Source organism: Stakelama saccharophila (genome assembly GCF_032229225.1).
GTDB classification, from domain to species: Bacteria; Pseudomonadota; Alphaproteobacteria; order Sphingomonadales; family Sphingomonadaceae; genus Sphingomonas; species Sphingomonas saccharophila.
In genome coordinates this window covers 2,754,118-2,774,323 of record NZ_CP135076.1, presented here as the reverse complement: position 1 = coordinate 2,774,323, position 20,206 = coordinate 2,754,118, and the positions used below count along the sequence as shown (strand labels likewise).

Annotated in this window: 19 protein-coding genes; 5 read left to right on the top strand and 14 right to left on the bottom strand. The window is 67.1% G+C overall.

Going from position 1 to position 20,206, the window contains the following annotated elements; translation table 11 throughout:
• Nucleotides 1–20 precede the first annotated feature (20 nt).
• The 4 genes from RPR59_RS12945 to RPR59_RS12930 are packed head-to-tail and all read right to left on the bottom strand — an operon-like array spanning nt 21 to nt 2,507.
• Nucleotides 21–920 carry a TraB/GumN family protein gene (locus RPR59_RS12945; RefSeq protein ID WP_313914707.1) on the bottom strand — a complete coding sequence of 300 codons (900 nt, stop codon included), beginning with the start codon at nt 918–920 and terminating at the stop codon, nt 21–23.
• The gene (locus RPR59_RS12940; protein ID WP_313914705.1) at nt 920–1,834 is read right to left on the bottom strand and encodes a TraB/GumN family protein; all 915 of its coding nucleotides are present in this window, start codon (nt 1,832–1,834) and stop codon (nt 920–922) included. The genes RPR59_RS12945 and RPR59_RS12940 overlap by 1 nt, the downstream gene beginning before the upstream one ends.
• Nucleotides 1,835–1,870: 36 nt before the next feature.
• Nucleotides 1,871–2,326, bottom strand: a complete 456-nt coding sequence (locus tag RPR59_RS12935; RefSeq protein WP_313914703.1) for a hypothetical protein — start codon at nt 2,324–2,326, stop codon at nt 1,871–1,873.
• Nucleotides 2,304–2,507: a helix-turn-helix transcriptional regulator gene (locus RPR59_RS12930; RefSeq protein WP_313918511.1), complete on the bottom strand. Its 204-nt coding sequence runs from the start codon at nt 2,505–2,507 to the stop codon at nt 2,304–2,306. Before RPR59_RS12930 ends, RPR59_RS12935 begins: the two co-directional genes overlap by 23 nt.
• A gap of 204 nt (nt 2,508–2,711) precedes the next feature.
• Between RPR59_RS12930 and RPR59_RS12925 the strand changes: the two genes are divergently transcribed.
• The 3 genes from RPR59_RS12925 to ppdK all read left to right on the top strand — a co-directional run bounded on the left by RPR59_RS12925 (nt 2,712) and on the right by ppdK (nt 8,942).
• The gene (locus tag RPR59_RS12925; protein WP_313918509.1) at nt 2,712–3,578 is read left to right on the top strand and encodes a glycine--tRNA ligase subunit alpha; all 867 of its coding nucleotides are present in this window, start codon (nt 2,712–2,714) and stop codon (nt 3,576–3,578) included.
• A gap of 163 nt (nt 3,579–3,741) precedes the next feature.
• On the top strand, nt 3,742–6,162 hold the full coding sequence (gene glyS, locus RPR59_RS12920) for a glycine--tRNA ligase subunit beta (RefSeq protein ID WP_313914701.1): 2,421 nt from the start codon (nt 3,742–3,744) through the stop codon (nt 6,160–6,162).
• A 116-nt stretch (nt 6,163–6,278) separates the two neighbouring features.
• The gene (ppdK, locus tag RPR59_RS12915; protein ID WP_313914700.1) at nt 6,279–8,942 is read left to right on the top strand and encodes a pyruvate, phosphate dikinase; all 2,664 of its coding nucleotides are present in this window, start codon (nt 6,279–6,281) and stop codon (nt 8,940–8,942) included.
• A 37-nt stretch (nt 8,943–8,979) separates the two neighbouring features.
• Here ppdK and RPR59_RS12910 read toward each other — a convergent pair whose 3' ends face one another.
• From RPR59_RS12910 to RPR59_RS12875, 8 genes are all read right to left on the bottom strand, one after another.
• A complete protein-coding gene (locus RPR59_RS12910) occupies nt 8,980–9,534 on the bottom strand; it encodes a helix-hairpin-helix domain-containing protein (RefSeq protein ID WP_313914697.1) in 555 nt (184 codons plus the stop codon).
• 79 nt (nt 9,535–9,613) lie between these two features.
• Entirely contained in the window at nt 9,614–10,603 is a 990-nt protein-coding gene (locus tag RPR59_RS12905; protein WP_313914695.1) for a type II secretion system F family protein, read from the bottom strand.
• Nucleotides 10,604–10,616: 13 nt separating this feature from the next.
• Nucleotides 10,617–11,591 (bottom strand): type II secretion system F family protein, encoded by a 975-nt coding sequence (locus RPR59_RS12900; protein WP_313914693.1) that lies wholly within the window; start codon nt 11,589–11,591, stop codon nt 10,617–10,619.
• A 54-nt stretch (nt 11,592–11,645) separates the two neighbouring features.
• A complete protein-coding gene (locus tag RPR59_RS12895) occupies nt 11,646–12,932 on the bottom strand; it encodes a CpaE/TadZ family protein (RefSeq protein WP_313914691.1) in 1,287 nt (428 codons plus the stop codon).
• The gene (locus RPR59_RS12890) at nt 12,932–13,564 is read right to left on the bottom strand and encodes a CpaD family pilus assembly lipoprotein (RefSeq protein ID WP_313914689.1); all 633 of its coding nucleotides are present in this window, start codon (nt 13,562–13,564) and stop codon (nt 12,932–12,934) included. The genes RPR59_RS12895 and RPR59_RS12890 overlap by 1 nt, the downstream gene beginning before the upstream one ends.
• Nucleotides 13,565–13,589: 25 nt before the next feature.
• A complete protein-coding gene (locus RPR59_RS12885; protein WP_313914688.1) occupies nt 13,590–15,137 on the bottom strand; it encodes a type II and III secretion system protein family protein in 1,548 nt (515 codons plus the stop codon).
• Between the two features lies 1 nt (nt 15,138).
• Nucleotides 15,139–16,173 carry a Flp pilus assembly protein CpaB gene (cpaB, locus tag RPR59_RS12880; RefSeq protein ID WP_313914687.1) on the bottom strand — a complete coding sequence of 345 codons (1,035 nt, stop codon included), beginning with the start codon at nt 16,171–16,173 and terminating at the stop codon, nt 15,139–15,141.
• Nucleotides 16,174–16,227: 54 nt separating this feature from the next.
• Nucleotides 16,228–16,701 (bottom strand): A24 family peptidase, encoded by a 474-nt coding sequence (locus RPR59_RS12875; RefSeq protein WP_313914686.1) that lies wholly within the window; start codon nt 16,699–16,701, stop codon nt 16,228–16,230.
• 48 nt (nt 16,702–16,749) lie between these two features.
• On the opposite strand from RPR59_RS12875, the gene RPR59_RS12870 reads away from it, so the two are divergent.
• Both RPR59_RS12870 and RPR59_RS12865 read left to right on the top strand, forming a co-directional pair.
• The gene (locus RPR59_RS12870) at nt 16,750–17,691 is read left to right on the top strand and encodes an alpha/beta fold hydrolase (protein ID WP_313914684.1); all 942 of its coding nucleotides are present in this window, start codon (nt 16,750–16,752) and stop codon (nt 17,689–17,691) included.
• Nucleotides 17,688–18,791, top strand: a complete 1,104-nt coding sequence (locus RPR59_RS12865; protein WP_313914683.1) for an NAD(P)/FAD-dependent oxidoreductase — start codon at nt 17,688–17,690, stop codon at nt 18,789–18,791. Before RPR59_RS12870 ends, RPR59_RS12865 begins: the two co-directional genes overlap by 4 nt.
• Nucleotides 18,792–18,807: 16 nt before the next feature.
• On the opposite strand, the gene rnhA is transcribed toward RPR59_RS12865, so the two are convergent.
• Together rnhA and thrB are read right to left on the bottom strand one after the other, a co-directional pair.
• A complete protein-coding gene (gene rnhA / locus RPR59_RS12860; RefSeq protein ID WP_313914681.1) occupies nt 18,808–19,251 on the bottom strand; it encodes a ribonuclease HI in 444 nt (147 codons plus the stop codon).
• A complete protein-coding gene (gene thrB, locus RPR59_RS12855; protein ID WP_313914679.1) occupies nt 19,248–20,204 on the bottom strand; it encodes a homoserine kinase in 957 nt (318 codons plus the stop codon). Before thrB ends, rnhA begins: the two co-directional genes overlap by 4 nt.
• Between the last annotated feature and the right edge of the window lie 2 nt (nt 20,205–20,206).

The window sequence follows — 20,206 nt, the reverse complement described above, 5'->3', positions numbered from 1 at the left end:
GCGGGGCGCGACAGCGATCGTCAGTTCACCCGGACGACTCGGATTCCCCGGCGCCGCAACATCGCCGGCACCGAATCCGGCCCCGCCAGATGACCCGCGCCGACGGCGACGAGCACCGCGCCCGGCTGCTTCATGCGCCGCGCGATCTCGGCGGTCCAGCGTGCATTCCGGTCGATCAGCAACGCCTGTTCGAGTGCGGGTGAATCGGCGAGCAGCGGCCGGAACGCGGCTTCGATCCGCGCCGGATCGCCCGAGGCCCAGGCATCCAGCGTGCGGGCATAGTCCGCCCGGCCGGATGCCGCCGCCCGCACGCTTTCGGCGAGCAGGCTGCGCTGCGCCGTCTCGGGCAGCGAATCGAAGATGGCGAACTGCCCCGCCAGCGTTTCCAGCGCCTCGTGCCGCTTGCCGGCACGGGCGAAGGCGCGGGTCAGCACCGCCTCCGCCCCGTCCGCAACGGTGGCGCCGCTGTCCTTGCCCGCGCCGGTCGCGATGACGAGCGCGGCGGCCCAGCTCTTCATGCGCGACAGCGCCGCGCGGTCGGTCCCGGCGGCAGAGACGGCGCGGTCCAGCAGCGCGGGATCGACACCGGGCAGCCGCTCCGCGATGGGCGGTAAATCCTCCGCCCGCGCCATGCGCAGAAAGGTGCCGGCGCGGTCCTCCGGATCGGCGGGCGGGATTTCCGTCAGCAGCGTGTCGGCCTCGGCGATCGCATCGCGAACGGCCGGCGTTCGCCACGCCACGCCCGGCGGCAACAGGTGGATGGTGCCGAACAGCCATATCCGGGTATCGCCGTCCGATGCCAGCCACAGCGCCGGCGTCGCCTGGCGCTGTGGCTGGGGCCGGTCGCAGGCGCTCAACGCCAGCGCCCCGACGCATGCGATCAGCCCCAGCAGCCATCGCCCGATGCCGGCGTGCACCATCAATAATCGATGCGCGCGGCGATCAGGTCGTGCGCGGCGAGCTGTTCCTGCACGCTGCCCTCGCCGGCGAGATGTCCCGCACCCACCGCGACGAACACGGTGCCCGGCGTGTCGAGCCGGGTGTCGATCCAGTCCGCCCAGTTGGCGTTGCGATCGGTGAGCAGGATCTTCTGCAATTCGGGCGAATCGGTCAGTTCGTCGTTCAACAGCTTGCCCAGCGCTTGCGGATCGCCCGACGACCAGCGGTCGACCATGGCGTCCATCATCGCCTGCGCCTCGTCCATGTCTTCCAGCGTGCTAGTCAGGAACGCGATCTGCGCTTCGTCCGACAGGCTGTCGAGATAGCCGAGCTGCTGTTCCGGCGTCTCCAGCGCGCCCAGCTTCTTCTTCGCCGCCTCGGCCGCGGCCGTCAGCACCGCCTCGGGACCGTTGACGGGGTCGTAGCCCAGCTTCTGCAGCGGCGCGACCGACAGCAGCGTGGCCGCGAACCACGGCTCGAACCGGTCGGCGGCGGCCTGCGGAATACCGATACCGGCCATCGCCTTCAGATATCTGGCGCCCAGGCCCTCCGGCAGCGTCTCGCTGAGCGGCGCCTGTTCCGGGTCCAGGCCGTATTGCAGCATCAGCTTCTGCATCGCCTTGCCGTCGGGCTGGCGGATTTCCAGCACCAGCTCGTCGGAGGCGTCGAACGCCTGCTTCACCGCGTCGTCGAACCAGGACAGTCCCGGCTTCAGCACATGCACCGTGCCGAACAGATAGATGGTCGTGTCGTCGTCCTTCACCACCCACAGCGCCGGGTCGGCGTCCCGGGTCGTGGCGGCGGCGGGGGCCGCATCGGCGGTTTGCGCGGCCGCCGGCGCGGCGAGTGCGAAAGCGGCGAGCGCCGCACCGCTCAGCAATTTGCAGATCATCATGTCGGTCGTTCCTGTCCTTGATAGAGAAAAGGGGGGTCAGCGCATCGCGCGCCATTTGCGAGCGCCATAGGCAAGGCACATCGCCGCCATGGTGAGCACCCACAGACCCCAGGGCGTGGGCGCCGGCACCTGGCCGGCCCTGGCGAGCAGATACCAGCACGGCATCCCCATGATCATGGCATAGGCGCCGATCATGCCGCCCCACAGATTATCCTGAACGTCGAGTTCGTCGACGCGGGCGAAATAGCGCCGGCTGTAATCGACGAACCACCAGATGCCGCCGAGGATCACCGGCCACAGCAGCCAGCCGGCCCAGCGTGGCAGCTCGCTTCCGCGTATCTCCACGAACGCGGCGGCCGCCCCGCCGACCATGCCGATCAGCAATCCGCCGCCGACGCCGATGCCGACCAGCTTCCAAAGGCTCCTGCGGCGTTCGCGAAAACTTCGTTCGCCGTCGTTCGGCCCGCGCTCAGCCATGGTCCGCTCCGTCATCGAAAATCTCCTCTATCCGCTGTCCGAACAGCCGTCCGATCTTGAAGGCGAGCGGCAGGGAAGGATCGTATTTTCCCGTTTCGATCGCATTTACCGCCTGCCGCGACACGTCGAGCCGCCCGGCAAGCTCCGCCTGGCTCCAGTCACGCTCGGCGCGCAGCACTTTCAACCGGTTCTTCAACAGCACCTCGCGACTCGTTGTCAGGTTTCCATGACTTTATGTCAGCGAGTCGCGTCTATGTCAATGAAACGTGACAAATAGTCGTCATACCCTGACAAAGCCCGGCTTGCTTGATTCCCCCGTGGCGATCCGGCAAGGCACCGCGAACGCCATATTGCACCGCCACAAAGGACGTTCGTGACCGAGCCCCCCAGTTTCCAGCGCATGATCCTGACGCTCCACGATTATTGGAGCGAGCGGGGCTGCCTGATCCTGCAGCCTTATGACATGGAAATGGGCGCGGGCACCTTTCACACCGCGACCACGCTGCGCGCGCTGGGGCCGGAAAGCTGGAACGCCGCCTTCGTCCAGCCCTGCCGCCGCCCGACCGACGGCCGCTACGGCGAAAATCCCAACCGGCTCCAGCATTATTACCAGTATCAGGTGATCCTGAAGCCGAGCCCGGCCGATCTTCAGGACCTCTATCTCGGCTCGCTGGCGGCGATCGGCATCGATTTCACCCGGCACGACATCCGCTTCGTCGAGGATGACTGGGAAAGCCCCACGCTCGGCGCATGGGGGCTGGGCTGGGAAGTCTGGTGCGACGGGATGGAAGTCACCCAGTTCACCTATTTCCAGCAGATGGGCGGCTTCGACTGCAAGCCGGTGGCGGGCGAACTGACCTACGGGCTCGAGCGGCTGGCGATGTACATCCAGAATGTCGACAGCGTATACGACCTGAAATTCAACGACGCCGGCGTGAGTTACGGCGACGTCTTCCTCGAAAACGAACGCCAGATGTCGACCTGGAATTTCGAGGTCGCCGACACCGACTCGCTATTCGACCTGTTCAGAAAGGCGACGGCGGAATGCGAGCGCTGCATCGACGCCAAACTGCCGATTCCCGCTTATGAGCAGGCGATCAAGGCCAGCCATGTCTTCAACCTGCTGCAGGCGCGCGGCGTGATCTCGGTCGCCGAACGCCAGGCCTATATGGGCCGCGTCCGCGACCTCGCGAAGGGAAGCTGCCAGGCGTGGATCGACAGGAAGACGCCCGAATGGGAAGCGAACTTTCCGGGGTGGGTGCTGTGATGAGCATGATGGATCACGCGCGTATCTCCCTCTCCCGGCGGGAGAGGGAAGGGGCCCGCGAGGCGCAGCCGAGTGGGAAGGGTGAGGGCGACCGCTGTGCGCTATTCACCCTCATCCTTCCGGCGCTCCGCGCCTCCCTCCTTCTCCCGGCGGGAGAAGGACTGTGACCGATTTCCTTCTCGAACTCCGCTCGGAAGAAATCCCCGCACGCATGCAGGAACGCGCGCGGGCGGACCTTGAAAAGCTGTTCGTCGCCGAGCTGGACAAGGCCGGATTGCAGGCGACCGAAATCGTGACCTACGCCACCCCGCGCCGCCTCGCGCTGATCGCGAAAGGCCTGCCGCAGGGTACGCAGGCGGTATCCGAAGAATTGAAAGGCCCGCCCCAAGGCGCCCCCGATCAGGCGGTCGAGGGCTTCTGCCGCAAGGCCGGCCTGACGCGCGACCAGCTCGAGGTGCGCGAGGTCAAGGGCCGTGCGACCTATTTCGCCGTCATCGACACGCCGGGTCGAGAGACGACGAGCGTCCTCGCCGAGGCGATCCCCGCCGTCATCCGTGCCTTTCCCTGGCCGAAATCGATGCGCTGGGGCGCGGCCTCGACCTCGACGGAGTCCTTGCGCTGGGTCCGCCCGCTGCACGGCATCGTCGCCCTGTTCGGCGAGAACGTGGTCGACTTCGAATTCGCGGGCATCCGATCCGGATCGGCCACGCTCGGCCACCGTTTCCATCATCCGGGCGCGATCACCATCGGCTCGGCCGCCGACTATGTCGAAAAGCTGCGCGCCTGCCATGTCATCGTCGATGGCGCCGAACGCCGGAACATCATCGCACTGGGCGCGAAGATGGCGGCGAAGAAGGCCAATCTGGCGCTGGTGGAGGATGAGGGGCTGCTCTATGAAAATGCCGGCCTGACGGAATGGCCGGCGCCGCTGCTCGGCCGCTTCGACGAAGGTTTTCTCGACGTGCCGCCCGAGGTGATTCAGCTCACCGCGCGCGTGAACCAGAAATATTTCGTGTGCACCCCCCTCCCGCCTGCGGGAGGGGCCGGGGGAGGGCAGTCTCCCGAGGATAATGCCGCCAGCGGTCATGCCCTCCCCCCGACCCCCTCCCGCACGCGGGAAGGGGAGTTGGCCAACGCCTTCGTCTGCGTCGCCAATATCGACGCGGCCGATGGCGGCGAGCGGATCGTCGCCGGCAACGAAAAGGTCCTCGCCGCCCGCCTGTCCGACGCGCGATTCTTCTACGACACCGACCGCAAGACGAAGCTCGAGGACCTGACGCCGCGGCTCGAAAAGATCGTCTTCCACGAAAAGCTCGGCACCGTCGCCGACAAGGTCGAGCGCGTGGCGAAGCTGGCCCGCTGGCTGGTGGAAGAGGGGATTGTCGGCACGGCCGCCACCACTCCCCCGTTCGCTTCGAGCAAAGTCGAGACGCGTGATCCCGGTGCTGCCCAAGAACGTGTCTCGACTTCGCTCGACACGAACGGGGATCGGGCAAGGCTCGCCGCCCTCGCCGAACGCGCGGCGCGGCTGGCCAAGGCCGATCTCGTCACCGGCATGGTCGGCGAGTTTCCCGAGCTGCAGGGCCTGATGGGCGGCTATTACGCCGCCGCGCAGGGCGAGCCGCCAGAGGTCGCCGATGCGATCCGCGATCACTACAAGCCGGTCGGGCAGGGCGACGAGGTGCCGACCGCCCCGGTGACGGTGGCGGTGGGCCTGGCGGACAAGCTGGATACCATCGCCGCCTTCTTCGTGATCGGTGAGAAGCCGACCGGATCGAAGGACCCCTTCGCGCTCCGGCGCGCCGCCCTCGGCATCCTGCGCCTGCTGTCCGAGAATGCGATCCGCTTTCCGCTTTCCACCGTTCGCCCTGAGCTTGTCGAAGGGCTGTCCTTCGTCGCGGAAGAACAGGGCGGTACTTCGACGGGCTCAGCACCAACGGCGTGGTGGAATGAAATCCTTCTCTTCTTCGCCGACCGCCTCAAGGTCCAGCAGCGAGAGGCGGGCGTCCGGCACGACCTGATCGACGCGGTGTTCGCGCTCGGCGGCGAGGACGATCTCGTCCGCCTGCTCGCGCGGGTGAAGGCGCTTCAGGCATTCGTCGCCACCGAGGACGGCGCCAACCTGCTCGCCGGCTACAAGCGCGCGGCGAACATCCTCAAGAAGGAGGGGTGGGGCGATACCCCCAGTGCATCCGTTGCCCCTGCGCAGGCAGGGGCCCATGGCTTTGGCGAGCAGCCACAGGCGGCCGAAGCCAAAGACATGGATTCCCGCCTTCGCGGGAAGGACGACGAGGGTGCGGAAAAGACACTTTCCTACGCGCCCGAACCTGCGGAAAATGCCCTGATCGACGCGCTCGATGCGGCCGAGCCGCAGGCCACGGCCGCGATCGCACGGGAGGATTTCGAAGGTGCGATGGCGGCACTCGCCAGCCTCCGCGCGCCGATCGATGCGTTCTTTGACACGGTGACGGTAAACGACGCCGATCCCGACAAGCGCACCGCGCGCCTCGCATTGCTGGCGCGGATGCGCGACGCGGTGCACCGCGTCGCCGATTTCTCGAAGATCGAGGGGGCAACGATCTAACTCTTGCGAGACATTTTCTGTCGCACCCCCCGAGAATATAGTGTGAACCTAAGCCGGTGCCGGCGCTTTTCCCTCCCCAGGAAAGAACGGCAACGAACACAGGGCAGGACGAACGCATGACGCAATATGTCTATCGCTTCGGCGGCGGGATTTCGGATGGCGGGCAGGGGGACAGGAATCTCCTCGGCGGCAAGGGGGCGAACTTGGCGGAAATGGCCTCGATCGGCCTGCCGGTGCCGCCGGGCTTCACGATCTCGACGGAAATGTGCGCGCGCTATTACGAGGAAGGCGAGACGTTCCCCGACAGCTTGCGCGACGAAGTGGCGAACGGCATCGCCCATATCGAGGGCGTGACGGGCAAGACCTTCGGCGACGCCGCCGATCCGCTGCTCGTCTCGGTGCGTTCGGGCGCGCGCGTCTCGATGCCCGGCATGATGGACACGGTCCTCAACCTCGGCCTCAACGATGCGACGGTCGAGGGGCTGGCGAAAAAGGCCGATGACGAACGCTTCGCCTGGGACAGCTATCGCCGCTTCATCCAGATGTACTGCGACGTCGTCCTCGGCCTCGATCACGGCCGGTTCGAGGAAGCGCTGGAGATCGCGAAGGAGGATCGCGGCTATACGCTCGATACCGAGATGACGGCGAAGGACTGGCGCGCGCTGGTCGACGAATACAAGTCGCTGGTGAAGGAAATGTGGGACAAGCCGTTCCCGCAGGACGTGCACGACCAGCTCTGGACCGCGATCGGCGCCGTGTTCGGCTCGTGGAACGCGGAGCGCGCCAAGGTCTATCGGCGCCTCAACTCAATTCCCGGCGACTGGGGCACCGCGGTCAATGTGCAGGCGATGGTGTTCGGCAACATGGGCGACACGTCCGCCACCGGCGTCGCCTTCACCCGCGATCCCTCGACGGGCGAGAAAGCCTATTACGGCGAATTCCTCATCAACGCGCAGGGCGAGGACGTCGTCGCCGGCATCCGCACGCCGCAATATCTGACGCGACGCGCGCGCGAGGATGCGGGCGCAAAACCGCTCAGCATGGAAGAGGCGCTGCCCGAAACCTTTGCCGAGCTTGCCGCGGTCTTCGACAAGCTCGAAAACCACTATCGCGACATGCAGGACATCGAGTTCACCGTCGAGCGGGGCAAGCTGTGGATGCTCCAGACGCGGACCGGCAAGCGCACCGCCAGGGCGGCGCTCAAGATCGCGGTGGAGATGGCGGGTGAGGGGCTGATCTCCCAGGACGAGGCGGTGATCCGCGTCGATCCGGCCGCGCTCGACCAGCTCCTTCACCCGACGCTGGACCCGGAGGCGGATCGCGACGTGCTGACCAAGGGGCTGCCCGCCTCGCCGGGCGCGGCCTCCGGCAAGGTCGTATTCGATGCCGATACCGCAGAAAAGATGGCCAATAACGGCGAGGACGTGATCCTCGTCCGTGTCGAAACGTCGCCGGAGGATATTCACGGCATGCACGCCGCCAAGGGCATCCTGACGGCGCGCGGTGGCATGACCAGCCACGCCGCCGTCGTGGCGCGCGGCATGGGGCGGCCGTGCGTGTCGGGCGCGGGCACGCTGTCGGTGAAGGCGAAGGAAGGCGTGATGCGCGTCGGTTCGCGCGAAGTCCGGCAAGGCGAGGTCATCACCATCGACGGCGCGACCGGCGAAGTCATGGTGGGCGAAGTGCCGACGGTGAAGCCGGAACTCGCCGGCGATTTCGCGACGCTGATGGAATGGGCGGACAAGGGCCGGCGGCTGAAGGTCCGCGCCAATGCCGAAACCCCTGCCGACTGCCGCACCGCGCGGGAATTCGGCGCGGAGGGCATCGGCCTGTGCCGTACCGAGCACATGTTCTTCGATTCGGGCCGCATCAACGCGGTGCGCGAGATGATCCTCGCTTCGGACGAGGCGGGCAGGCGCGCCGCGCTCGACAAGCTGCTGCCGCACCAGCGCCAGGACTTCACCGAGATTTTCGAGGTGATGGCGGGCCTGCCCTGCACGATCCGCCTGCTCGATCCGCCGCTGCACGAATTCCTGCCGCACGAGGACGAGGAATTCGAGGAGGTCGCCAAGGCGATCGAGATGGATGTCGACAAGCTCAAGCGCCGCGCCGCCGAGCTGCACGAATTCAATCCGATGCTCGGCCATCGCGGCTGTCGCCTTGGCGTGACCTATCCGGAAATCTATGAAATGCAGGCGCGCGCCATCTTCGAGGCGGCGTGCGACGTCGCCGCGAAATCGGGCGATGCGCCGACGCCCGAGGTGATGATCCCGCTCGTCGGCACGAAGAAGGAACTCGAACTGATGCGTGCGGTGGTCGAGAAGGCCGCCGAGACGGTGTTCGAGGAAAAGGGGCGGCGCCTCAGCTATCTCGTCGGCACGATGATCGAACTGCCGCGCGCCGCGCTGAAGGCGGGCGAGATCGCCGAAAAGGCCGAGTTCTTCAGCTTCGGCACCAACGACCTGACGCAGACGACGCTGGGCGTCAGCCGGGACGATGCCGGGCGGTTTCTGAGCACCTATGTCGAAAAGGGCATCTATGCCCGCGATCCGTTCGTCAGCCTGGATGTCGAAGGCGTGGGCGAACTGATCGAAATTGCCGCAGAACGCGGGCGGGCGACGCGTCCGGAAATCAAGCTCGGCATCTGCGGCGAACATGGCGGCGACCCGACGTCCATCGCCTTTTGCGAAAAGGTCGGGCTCGATTATGTCTCCGCCTCTCCCTACCGTGTGCCGATCGCCCGGCTCGCGGCGGCACAGGCGGCGCTACAGGCGAAGTGAGCCCACGCGATTTTGAACGACCGGAGGATCACGCCCGTCACACATAATTGCGGGCGTGATCCTCGTCCTTGCCCTCGCGCAGCATCGCGGCCTGCTCGCGCCAGTGTTCGCGTTCGATCCGCCCCGCGCCGAGATCGAGCTTCGCCTCGAGCTTGTCCGCATCCTCGGCGGTCATCACCTCGATCGCCTTGTAGGTCTTGATGCCATGCTCGTTCAGCCGCTTCTCCAGTGGCTCGTCGATGCCGCGGATGCGCGACAGGTTGTCCCGGCCCCAGCCGAACCAGCCGCGATTGGCGTCGTGCCGTCCGGCTTCGTGATGGGCCGCCGCGGCAGTCCCGGCGGTGTTGGCGGCACCGGTGGCAGCCGCGTCGCGGTGCAGGCGGTCGCGCTCATGTTCCAGTTCGCGGATACGCTCGTCCCGCTCGGCCAGCACGCGATCGCGTTCTTCCCGGTACGCCTTGTTCTCCGCCTCCAGCGTACGATACCGCTCTTTCCACCTGCGGCCGCCGGGGTGGCTTGCAAGGCCGAAGAACCAGCCGGCGATCAACGCCAGCGCCAGAACGGCGAACTGGGTCGTGGTTTCAAAGATCATCGTTCGCCTCCGCAGCCTCTGGATATTTCGGGAGGTTAACGATTGTTCCGGCGGGGACGTTCCCTGTGCCGTCGAAGCGTTACTTGATCAATGCGTCCTTGATCGAGCAGGCGGCCGGGCCGAGGATGACGACGAACAGCGTCGGCAGGATGAACAGGATCAACGGCACCGTCATGATGGCGGGCAGGCGCGCTGCCTTTTCCTCGGCGCGCATCATGCGTTCGTTGCGGAATTCGGCCGACAGCACGCGCAGGGCGGAGGCGAGCGGCGTGCCGTATTTCTCTGTCTGGATCATGGTCGTGACCACGCCCTTCACCGCGTCCAGCCTGACGCGCATCGCCAGGTTCTCGAACGCCTGGCGCCGGTCGGTCAGAAAGCCCAGCTCGATGGCCGTCAGGGAGAATTCCTCGCCCAGTTCGGGATAGGCCCGGCCCAGCTCCTTCGCGACGCGGTGGAAGGCGGCGTCGACGGTCAGGCCCGCCTCGGCACAGATCACGAGCAGGTCGAGCGCATCGGGCAGGCCCTTGCGGATCGCGTCGGACCGCTTGGTGATCTTGTTCTTCAGATAGATGTCCGGTCCCTTGTAGGACAGGACCAGCGTACCCGCGACGAGGCCGTATGCCTTGAGCGGGCTCCAGGTCGCGAACATGCTCGTGCCGTAGACGATATAAGCCACCAGGCCGCCGAATATGATCGGCAGGACCATCCGGCCGAAGATCACCGCGACGGCATAGTCCTTGGACCGGATGCCCGCCTGCAGCAGCTTGATCTGCGCCGCCTTCACCTGGTCGTCCTGCAGGACCTTCATCGACTGCAGCAGGTTGCGGATCCAGTCGGTCGTGTCGTTCTTCTGGACGAGCTTGGCACGGCGCTTGGAGGTGGAGGCGGTGATGCCGGCCTTCAGTTGTTCGCGCCGGTCGTTCAGCGCCTTCACGCGCTTCGCCATCGGGTTGCGAACGGTCGTCGCGGCATAGATCGCGGCCATTACCGACATCGCCGCCACCGCGGAGAGCAGGGTGGCAACCCAGAGGACGTCGATGCCGAGGATCGTGGGGCCGGGTGCAGTCATCGCGGGTTCGTCCTCAGATCTCGAAGCTGACCATCTTGGCCATGATGAAGGCGCCGATGCCCATCCAGACCAGTCCGCCGATCCCCGCCACCATCAGGCGTTCGTCGATGAAGAAGTTCAGCATATATTCCGGGTTGATCACATAGATCAGCAAGAAGACGATGAACGGCAGCGAGCCGACGATATAGGCCGATGCCTTGGATTCCGACGACATCGCGCGGATCTTCAGCTTCATCTGCGCGCGCTTGCGCAGGACGTCGGCCAGGTTGGCGAGGGTTTCGGCCAGGTTGCCGCCGGTTTCCCGCTGAATGGCGATCGTGATCACGAAGAACTGGAATTCGGGCGTGCCGAGCCGGTCGGCCGTTTCCTGCAGCGCGACGTCGAGCGTGCGCCCGATCTTCATCTTGTCGGCGATGGCGCGGAATTCCTCACCCACCGGCCCGTCGATCTCCGCGCCCACCACGCCCATGGTCTCGGTGATCGGCAGACCCGAGCGCAGGCCGCGCACGAGCAGTTCGATCGCGTCGGGAAACTTTATGGTGAACTTGTTCACGCGGCGCTTGATCATCCGGCCGACGACGAAATGCGGCAGCCCCGCGCCCATGAACAGGCCCAGGAACAGCGCCAGCAGCAGCGGCGCGCCGCGCGTCCAGAACAGGATGGTGGCGACCAGCAGGATACCGACGGTCGCCATGCCGTATTGGCCGACGGTGATGTTCCTGCCGGTCATGGCGAGCCGCTTCTTCAGAAGTGCCGGGTTGGGCAGGAAACGTGCCGCCGCCAGATCCATGCGCGTTGCGCGCGCGGCGGAGATGCGGCGCATCTGCGCCTCCATCTTCGCGCCCGTAGATGCCGCATGCCGGGTGCGCACATTGCCGAGCCGCCGCGCCGCCGCGCGTTGCGGCGACGGGCCCATCAACGCGAAGGCGAACAGCGCCACGACGCCGATCGCGCCCAGGCAGATCAGGAACAGCGGCATCAGCGCCATGATTCGGTCGCCTCCGTGTCGGTGCCGGGCCGGTCGCGGGACCGGGCCAGCGGGTTACGCCTTGGCCGGCTGCGCCTTTTTCGGACGCAGCGAACCCAGCCTGTCGAGCAGGGATCCGCCCTTGCCGCCCTTCTTTCCGCCGGCCGCGGTCTCGCCGCCGCTTTCCTCGCTCGCCTGCACGACATGCTCGGCAAGGTGGGCCAGCGGCGCCACCGTCTTGGCATTCTTGCCCGCCTCGGCGAGCGGCTTGCCCAGCTTGGCGGCCTGTGCGGCGAGCTTCTGGTCGAAGGGAACGACATAATCGACCTTGTGCTCGATCGAGCCTTCGAAGTCCTTGCGACTGATTTCCAGTTGCGCCGCCGGATGCACGCGGTTGGCGACCAGTATCACGCGGGTCTGGGGCGCGTTCGACTTGAACCACGAGAGGATGCGAATGGTGTCGCGCGCCGCGGCCAGGGTCAGCTCGGTAACGACGACGGCGACCTGAACGTCGCTCGCCAGATGCGGATGCTGCACGATCATGGCCCTGGGCATGTCGATCACCGTGCACTCGAACGCGCCGCGCAATTCCTCCTGCAACTGGAAGAAGGCGGAGCCATCGCTCATCATCGGCGAATTGATCGGCGCCTCGGCGGACAGGATGGCGAGCTTGTCCGAAGCGCGCACCATCGCGCGCTCGATGAACAGCCCGTCGATCCGGCCCGGATTCTCGATCGCGTCGGTCAGGCCGCGTCCGGGTTCGAGGTCGAGCGACAGCGCCCCGGTGCCGAAATGGACGTCGAGGTCGAGCAGACCGGTGGTGCGGCCGCCCTTGGCGCTCAACAGCCAGGCGAGCGACGTCGCCACGGTCGAGGCGCCGACGCCGCCGCGCGTGCCGATCACCGCGAGCGAGCAGTGCGGATGGTCCGGCACATCCTCGCTCAGCTTCGGCGCGTTCAGCATCGCCTGGGCCTGCACAAAGGATTCGCGCATCATGTCGGGATTGAGCGGCTTCAGCAGATAGTCCTGGATGCCGCTGGCGAGCAGGTCGCGGTACAGGCGGACATCGTTCACCTGGCCGGTGGCGATAACGACCGTTCCGGGTTCGCACACTTCCGCAAGCGCGTTGATGTCGTTCAGCGGATCTCCCGATTCGGAAAGGTCGACGAACAGGATGTTGGGGCTCGCCGACACCGAAAGCGTCTGGACGGCATTGCGCAGGCCGCCCTTGTTGACCTTTTCGCCGGCCCAGCCCTGTTCGATCGCGATCGGCCGCAGGGCTTCCGCCGTGTTGTCATCGCAGACGAAGGCGATGAAGGGTTCGCGCTGGCCGGTGCGCCCGGCTGACCAGGGAGCGTTCATCAGTTGCCCTCCATGCTGCCGGCATCCTTCAGGTCGCCCTTGCCGGTCGGTTCTTTGTTGCGGAACGTGTCGATGGCCTTGATTGCCGTCGACGGGTCGGTCGTGCCGGCACCGGGCTGGCCGCGCACCAGATCCTGGGGTTGCGCGACCATGGCGGCGAGGTTGGAATTCACCGCGCAGCCGTAGTTGGTGTCGGTATGCGCGTCGAAATTGGGCTGATCGACACCGCGCAGATCCGGGCAGCCCGGCACAGATGCCCTGCTGCGCACGACCACCACCCGGGCCGTGCCGGGGGCCGCAGTGCCGCTGGTGACCGGTGCGTTCCTGCTGAGCAGGATGCCATGGCGCGACGCCGCGTCGGCGACATCGTCGACGACGGCAGGGTTCTGCGCGTTGGCGTCGTCGACATAGACGGCGTCGCCGTAACCGAGCCGCATCGTGCCGAGCCAGTCGGCGAGACGTTGCTGCTCTCCGGTGGCGAGCCCGCCCGCGGCGGTGGCGAGGTCGATGCTGTATTCGGCGCGGCTGACGACCGGCTGATGCGGCGATTCGAGCCCGCGATAGGCGCTGCCGGCGCATCCGGGCAGAAGGAGCGCCGCGGCGAGCGGGGCCAGGATCACGGAACGGGACATTGCATTCATCTCCTGACGCTGCGCGTTACTGGATGCTGAAACCAGGTGAGGCGATTTGCGGCTGCTGCCCGGTCGGCTCCGCCCGCGATGTCGTGGCCTGCTTTTTCGGGACGGGCTGCTGCGGCGCCGGTCCGGGCGGGACGGACCCGGCCGCGCCCAGCGACGGGCTGGCCGCGCCTTGCGATTCGGTGGTCGGCTGCGGCCGCGGCGCATCGGACTGGCTGCGCACCTGGCCCAGCAGGACGCGGCCGAGATCGGTCGGCGCCTGATATCCGTCGGTGGGCAGGGCGATGTTCCGGGAATCGGTCGGCTTCACGAGATAGGGCGTGATGACGATGACCAGCTCGGTTTCGCTGCGCTGGAAAGCGTTGGACCGGAACAGCGCGCCCAGCACGGGCAGGTTGCCGATGCCCGGCGTGCCTTCGAAGCTGTTATTGTGCGTGTTCGACAACAGTCCGGCGATCATGAAACTCTGGCCGGAACCCAGCTCCACGGTCGTTTCCGTCCGCCGGGTCTTCAGCCCCGGAACGTTGGTCCCGTTCACATCGACGGCGTTCGCATAGTCCAGTTCCGACACTTCCGGCCGGACGCGCAGCGAAATGCGCCCGTCGGCGAGCACCGTCGGCGTATAGGACAGGCTGACGCCATATTGCTTGTATTCGACCGAGACGGCGCCCAGCCCCTGACTGATCGGGATGGGGATCTCGCCGCCTGCGAGGAAGGTCGCGGTTTCCCCCGACAGCGCGGTCAGATTGGGATTGGCGAGCGTCGACACCTGGCCGTTGCGTTCGCCCAGGTCGAGCGCGCTGAGCAGGTCGAGCCCGAGCAGGTGACCGGCAAAGCCGAGCGTGGTCCGCTCGTTGCTGCCGCCGAAGTCGAAATTATAGGTCGTTCCGCCCGTGTCGGGATCGGTGTCGATCGATCCGGCGCTGCGGCCCGAACCTATGCCGAACAGGAAGCCGCCGGTGCGATCCTGGGTCAGCAGGTTGTTGCCGATATTCTTCACCAGCGACCGAGACACTTCGGCGACGCGCACCTGCAGGTTCACCTGCAGGGGCGTGGCGGTGCGCAGGCGCGTCAGCACCTTCGTATTCTCTCCGACGAAGGCCTGGACGAGCTGCTGCGCATCGGCCGCGTCATCCGGATTCGCCACCGTGCCGGTCAGCAGCATCATGCCGTTCATCGGCGTGGCGGTGATGTGCGCCTCGGGCATCGCCATGCGCAGCATCGACTGGACCGAATTGATGTTCTGGCCGACGCGCACCGTGGTCGCATAAACGACGTCGCCGGATTTGGACGTGGCATAGACGTTCGTCTCGCCCGGCCCTTTGGCGAAGATGTAGAGCTGGGTGGGCGAGCGCACCTGGACGTCGGCGACCTTGTCGTCGGCGACGAACAGATCGCTCATCGGCTTGGTGAGCGTCACCAGCCGGCCGCGGCCGATGTCGAGCTGCACGACCGAATCGGGTTCGGGGCGCACATTCTGGGCGGCGGCAGGTGTCGCCGCACCGATCGCGGCGGCGGTGGTGGCGAGCGCCAGTGACAGCCGCAGCGTGTTGAGCTTCATTCGCATTTCAGTTCTTTCCCCCGACCGGGACCACCGTTACGGCGTTGCCGCGGGCAACCCGCACCGTCGGACCGGTGATGACATTGCTCTGGCCCACGCCGCTGGCGGCGACGCTGCCATCGCCCGGTGCCGACATCTGCGGCGGCCCCATGGTCGCCTCGCCGGGCACCGTCGCCCGCTGGAAGCGCGAAACGTCTGCTCCGGTGGAATAGGTCGGGCGGGTGTCGATCGGCTGTGCATCGACGAAGGCGAGCATCTTCTTTTCCGCGTCCGGATCATCGGGCACGTCGACGGCGCCCGACGCGATCGCCTGCTCCAGCTCGCCGCGATTGTCGGCAAGCGAACGCAGCGATAGCGAAAGCTGGCCGATCGTCTGCGCGACGGCGATCTTTTCCGCGATCTTGGGCGTCACCTCGACGGTGACGGTCGAATAGGTCTGGACGTCGACCTTGCCGTCTTCGCCCACCTTGTTGTCGGTGCGCTGGTCGGTGGCGAGCACGCGCAGGTTGCGCAGGACGGTTTCCGACGCCTTCAGCGCCGGCCCGTCCCCGCCGCCTTCCACCGACTGCGTCAGGATCAGGTCGACACGGTCGCCGGGAAAGACGAATCCGGCCACTGCGCTTTGCGCCGATACCGGCACCGTCACGGCGCGCATACCGGGCGACAGCGCCGCGGCCAGGAAGCCCCGATCGCCGGGCTTCACCAGGGCGCCCTGGGTGATGGGCTGACCGGCGGGAATGGCGAAGCGCACGACCGTGCCCTGCAACGTCGGCAGGTCGGTCTTGCCCTTCAGGTAATAGGCATCCTCGACCAGTTCTTCCGGCCAGGGCTGGAATTTCAGCGAGGCGGCATCGAGGATGGTGCCGACGGGCAGCGCTCGGGCCGCGACCAGCACTTCCTTGCCGGACACCGTGGCGGGCGCGGGCATATTGGCGTCGGCCCTGGGTGCCGACGATCCCGTCATCAGGCTGCGCGCCATGAAGGCGGTCAGGGCCGCCATCACAAGCGCGCCCACCAGAAGCATGATCTTTCTGCCGTCCATGACGATTCGCAGCCTTTCGAAAGGGGTTCGGGCCGGTTGATCCAGCGTTAAGTATCAGCCCAATGGGTTAAAAATCGGTTCGCGGAACAGCAGCAGCGCCGCCATCGCGATCGCCACGCCATACGGTATCTCCACCCGTGCCGCGGATTTTCGCACTTTCTTATCGACCAGCATCGCGATGGTCAGCGCGCCGCCCAGCAGCGACATCCAGATGAGCATCCAGGCCAGGGGCTGCAGCGGCAGCCAGAGCGCGAGCGCGCCCAGCATCTTCACGTCGCCGCCGCCCATCTGGCCGGCGAAGAAGGCGCAGGCGAACAGGGCGAAGACGCCCAGCCCGATTGCGAGCTGAATCGCCATGCCGGGCCAGATCGACAGGTCGTTCGCCCACCACCAGACCGGCGCCAGCAGCGCGATCGCGGCATTCTTCCAATTGGCGATCTCGCGCGTACGGGCATCCTCGATCCCGGCGGCGACGAGCAGGACAAGCAGCGCCAGTGTCAGCGCCTGCAGGATATTTTCCCCCAGCATGGGACAGCCATCTAGACGCGATGGCTTGCTAAAACGTAACCACTGGCCATGGCAGATTCCGCCGCTTTGGCCCGATCAATTCCCGACGATGCGCGGATCACCCGCTGGCGCGGCCCCGGCGGCGGTGATCTGCGCCGCTTCGACCGGCCGGCCGCGGGTGCGGCGTGCGGCGCTATCCTGTTCCAGGGCGGACGCGGCGATTTCGCCGAGAAATATCTGGAAAGTTTCGCGTATTGGCACCGCGCCGGCTGGCACGTCACGTCCTTCGACTGGCGCGGCCAGGGCGGGTCCGGCCGATTCGGCGCCAGCCGTGGCGGCGACATCGACGACTTCGCCACCTATGTCGCGGATCTGCGCGCTTTCTGGGCGGACTGGCAAGCGCAGGCGCCGGGACCGCATGTGATCGTGGGGCACTCGATGGGCGGGCATATCGTGCTGCGCGCGCTGGCCGAGGGAGCCGTCACCCCCGCGGCGGCGGTGCTGGTGGCGCCCATGCTGGGGCTGCGCTCCCCCCTCGGCGCCCGGCTGGGTGAAGCGGTGGCGCGGTGGATGACCCGGCTGGGCGATCCCGGCCGGCGGGCGTGGAAGGGCAATGAGAAACCGGCCACGACCGATACGCGCGAATCACTGCTGACCCACGATCATCGCCGCTACTTGGACGAGATCTGGTGGCAGCGGCACGATCCCGACTTGCTGCTCGGTCCGCCGAGCTGGCGCTGGCTGCACGAGGCGTTCCGTTCGACCCGGACATTGCGGGAGAGCGATTCGCTGGCGCGCGTGGGGACGCCGGTGCTGGCCCTCGTGGCGGAGGCCGACGGGTTGGTCGACCCGGTTGTGGCGAAGCGCATGCTGGCCCGGCTGCCCGATCACCGCACCGTCTGCTTCGGTCGCGAATCGGCGCACGAGATCCTGCGCGAGGCCGACCCGGTGCGCGACCGCGCCCTGGCCGTGATCGACAGATTCCTGGCGGAACGGGTGGCATCGTCATGAACCGATATGACATCGTCATCGTCGGCGCCGGCATGGCGGGCGCCAGCCTGGCCGCGGCGATCGGGGATGCGGCGTCGGTGCTGCTGATCGAGGCAGAGGATCAGCCCGGCTATCATGCGACCGGACGATCGGCGGCATTCTGGTCGGAAACCTATGGCGGGCCGGGCGTGCAGCCGCTCACCACGGCTTCCGGCCCGTTCCTCAATGCCCCGCCGCCCGAATATGGCGGCGAATCCTTCCTTCTGACGCGCGGCGAACTCATCATGGGGCGCGGGGAGGACGCCGAACTGCTCGACGGGTTCGAGCGCCGCTTCGCGGGTTCGGGCGTGGCCCTGCGCCGCTCCAGGCCGCGGGACCATGTTCCCGGCATTCTGCCGGCCTGGAATGACGGATTATGGGGGCCGAGCTGCGCCGACATCGATGTCGCACGGCTTCATGCGGCATGCCTGAAGCAGGCGCGCCGACAGGGTGTGGCGCTACGGTCGCGGGCGGAGCTGGTGTCGGCGGCGCGGCAGTCCGGCGGCTGGGCGCTGGAGCTTGCCGATGGCGGACAGGTGGGTGCGGCCGTGCTGGTCGACGCCGCCGGGGCCTGGGCCGACGCGGTCGCCCGGCTGGCGGATGTGCGGCCGCTGGGCATTCAGCCCTATCGCCGGACCGTGGTGCAGGTGCGGGTCGATCCGCCCGCGCCCGCCGATCTGCCGCTGGTAAGTGACGTTCGGGGCGGCTTCTACTTCAAGCCGGAACCCGGCGGCCGCCTGTGGCTGTCGCCGCATGACGAGACGCCGACCGACCCCTGCGATGCGGCGCCCGAGGAATTCGACGTGGCGCTGGCGATCGACCGGCTGCAACACGCCGTCGACTGGCGGATCGCGGCCGTGGAGCGCAAATGGGCGGGGCTGCGCAGTTTCGCGCCCGACCGGCTGCCCGTTTACGGCTTCGCGCCCGATACGCCCGGCTTTTTCTGGTTCGCCGGGCAGGGCGGTTTCGGTATCCAGACGGCGCCGGCGGCGGCCCGGCTCGGCGCGGCGCTGCTTCTGAACGAACCCGCCCGAATGGCACCGGCCCTGGACCCTGAACGCTACGCTCCGGCGCGGTTCTGAAGATGCGAGGACGGCATCACCGCGCCGCCGTCGCCGCATCGCTTGCCAGGCGGTCGGCGCGTTCGTTGTCGGGGTGGCCGGCATGGCCCTTGACCCAGACCCATTCGACCTCGTGCCGATCGGCGGCGGCGACCAGCGCCTGCCACAGCTCGGCATTCTTCACCGGCTTCTTCGCCGCCGTCTTCCAGCCATTGCGGCGCCAGCCGTGAATCCACTTGGTCAGTCCGTCCATGACATATTTGCTGTCGGTTGACAGCGTTACCCGGCAGGGGCGCGTCAGCGCGTTCAGCGCCTGTATTGCGGCGGTCAGTTCCATGCGGTTGTTGGTGGTATTCGCCTCGCCGCCCGCCAGTTCCTTCTCATGCCCGGCGGCGCGGATCACGGCGCCCCAGCCGCCGGGGCCGGGATTGCCCTTGCACGCGCCGTCGGTGGCGATCTCGACATGGGTGAGCGGCTTCATGCGAACGCTTCCTCGCCCAACCGCTCATAGATTTCCAGCCGGCGCAGATAGGCCAGCGGGTCCTTGCGCGTCACCATCGCGTCGGCCGGCGTATTGAGCCAGTCCCAGGCTCGCGTCAGAAAGAAGCGGATACACGCGCCGCGCGCCAGAACGGGCAGGGCCGCGCGTTCGTCGTCGCGCAGGCCGAAGGCTTCGGCGTATCCGGCCATCAGCGCGTGGGAGACATCGCGCTCCAGCGTGCGCCCCGCATCGTCGAACGCCCAGGCGCCGTGCATGATGGCAAGGTCCAGGGCACGAAGGTCGGTGCAGGCGAAATAGAAATCGATCAATCCCGTCACCTCGTCGCCCAGCATCAGGACGTTGTCGGGAAACAGGTCGGCATGGATCGCGCTGCGGGGCAGGCCCGCGGGCCAGGCTGCGGTAACCTGGGCCAGGGCCGTATCGATCCGGGCGAACAGGTCCGGCGCGATTCGGTCGAGATCGCCGCCGCAGCGATCGAGCAGCGGGCGCCAGCTTTCCAGCCCCATGCTGTTCGGCCGGACGCGATCGAAATCGCCGAGCGCAGCATGCATCCGGCCCAGCGCGGCGCCGGCGGAGCGGGCCTGGGCGGGCGTGGGCCGCGTGACCGAAACGCCGGGCAGGAAGCGGATGAGGCAGGCGGGCCGGCCGGCCAGTTCGTGGATCTCCCTGCCTGCGCGGTCCGCGATCGCCGGCGGCACCGGCTGGTCGCGCGCCGCCAAATGGTCGAGCAGGGCCATGAAGAAGGGCAGATCCTCTGCGGAAACGCGTTTTTCGTACAGGGTGAGGATGAACCGGCCGGTGGTGGTGTCGACCAGATAGTTGCTGTTCTCGACGCCTTCGGCGATGCCCTTGGCCGAACGTAATTCGCCCGCATCGAACCGGGTGAGAAAGTCGCGCAGCGTCTCGGTGGGAACGCGGGTATAGACCGCCATCG